Genomic DNA, 1,770 nt, shown 5'->3' with positions numbered 1-1,770 from the left:
GGGCGACTCCCTCTTGGAAATACGATAGTGACAAGGTTTATCGCGTTCTAAGTATGACCAAAAAATATTTTTCTGCATGTATCCGCAGTATGCATTCCTTAAAATACATGACTTTACGTATTCTGGAAGTACGGGGAAACGCTTCGCCGACAGTTACAGAAACTGTTAATTAGTTATGGCATGCACTTGTGGATCTCCGTTACTTTGTGATGACTGACCCTCCCATGTTTCTTAGCGTCAAGCGCTGACATTCCTTCGTTCGGTCTATCACAAGATGGAGGCCGGCGAGATGCTCCGGGAGGGGCTCAAGGCCCAATGTACGCCGCTGGTGCCAGCTTCTCCGTGTCATGAATGGTAAGTTCTAGAATATGAACGTTAGGACGCTAGTTGAAGACAGTGAAGGTCAGTTAGCATTTGGTGACTATCAAATCGTCGTTTTTTTGTACACAGTGCATGAAGTACTTTTAACAGTTTGCCACATAAAACCACCATCGATTGCTTCTTCCGAAGCGGATTCACTTGTCGCTGTGTGTAATAATGATGAAGTGTTAGGAACGCCTCATTGTTACGCAGAATAGGAAGCATGGCTTTAAATAAGAGTGAACGAAGCCGCTTACGCCCTCGCTTAGAGATTTTCTTCTGTCCTTGATGAGTACCTGAAGAATTCTCTCGAAGTGTAAGTCCCGCTAATTTAATAAGTTGGCGTGGACTTTCATAGTCGTCGAAACTTCCGATTTCAGCTAGTAGACCTGCGATGGTTCCATGACTGATTCCAGGAACAGAAATTAAAAACTCATAATCCGCTGTTTGTGTAATGCGTTCTTCCAGTTCTGCTTCAATTGCTTCTAATTCTTCTTCAATGAGTCGATATTGACGCATCATGGAAGCTACTTCTCGTCTGGCTCCCCATGGAGCTATCGTAATTCCGATGGATGATTGAGCTGCCTGAATGAGTTCAGCTGCTTTTGTCGGGCGTCGCTGTTTCATATTACCTGCTTTTGCGCAAATGTCAGCCAACTCCGTTGGTGTCATATCGACGATATCAACAGGAAGTGGTGTTTCTTCTAATACGGCAAGCAACATGGCTCCAAAGTCAGAAAAGACATGGAATAACTCAGGGAAATACTTGTCGATCCATCGATGAAGTTTGTTTTTTAACATGGAGCGCTCTTTCATCAACGATTCCCTAAGACTGTATCCGGTACGTATCTCAGCCCCTTGATCACGAAGCAGCTTAGGATGAGAATAACGCCCATCTTTCATCAGACGTGCGATCGTAAGTGCGTCCTTTTTATCATTTTTAGTCTGTAAATTATCATCAAGCTCTTTTACACGTTTCACATGCATAGGATTGACGATTACAAGAGGAATTCCTCTATCTTCTAAAAAGTAAGCTAAGTTTAGCCAATAATGACCAGTCGGCTCTACGCCAACCAGAACTTCAGATTTCTGAAAGACTTTCATGGCATCCAGAATTGCCTGATAAAGTTCTTCAAAGCCTTCCAGCGATTGTGGAACTAAAAAGGCTTTTTTAATTTCACGGCCACGCTCATCGACAAATGTAGCATAATGTTTATACTTGGCAATATCGATACCTACGACCAAAGTTTGTTCCGTAACTTGATTAATTTTGTGATTCACTTTAGAATTCATGTGAGTCCTCCTTGGTTATTATTAGGGGTCAAGTAGTCGATGCCTTGACACCCCCGAATCATACCAAGGGGACTTTTCTATTTCAATAGGGCTCCACTAACCAAACAGGAATGCTCC

1 protein-coding gene is annotated in these 1,770 nt (G+C 42.9%); it reads right to left on the bottom strand.

Translation table 11 applies throughout. The features are described from left to right. Positions 1-375 precede the first annotated feature (375 nt). Positions 376-1,653 (bottom strand): IS110 family RNA-guided transposase, encoded by a 1,278-nt coding sequence (locus CSV67_RS16435; RefSeq protein ID WP_099632657.1) that lies wholly within the window; start codon positions 1,651-1,653, stop codon positions 376-378. Positions 1,654-1,770 lie beyond the last annotated feature (117 nt).

This window comes from Sporosarcina sp. P2 (assembly GCF_002743255.1).
In the GTDB taxonomy this organism is placed as follows: Bacteria; Bacillota; Bacilli; order Bacillales_A; family Planococcaceae; genus Sporosarcina.
The sequence above is the reverse complement of the archived record's forward strand: the minus strand, read 5'-3'. Positions and strand labels throughout refer to the sequence as shown.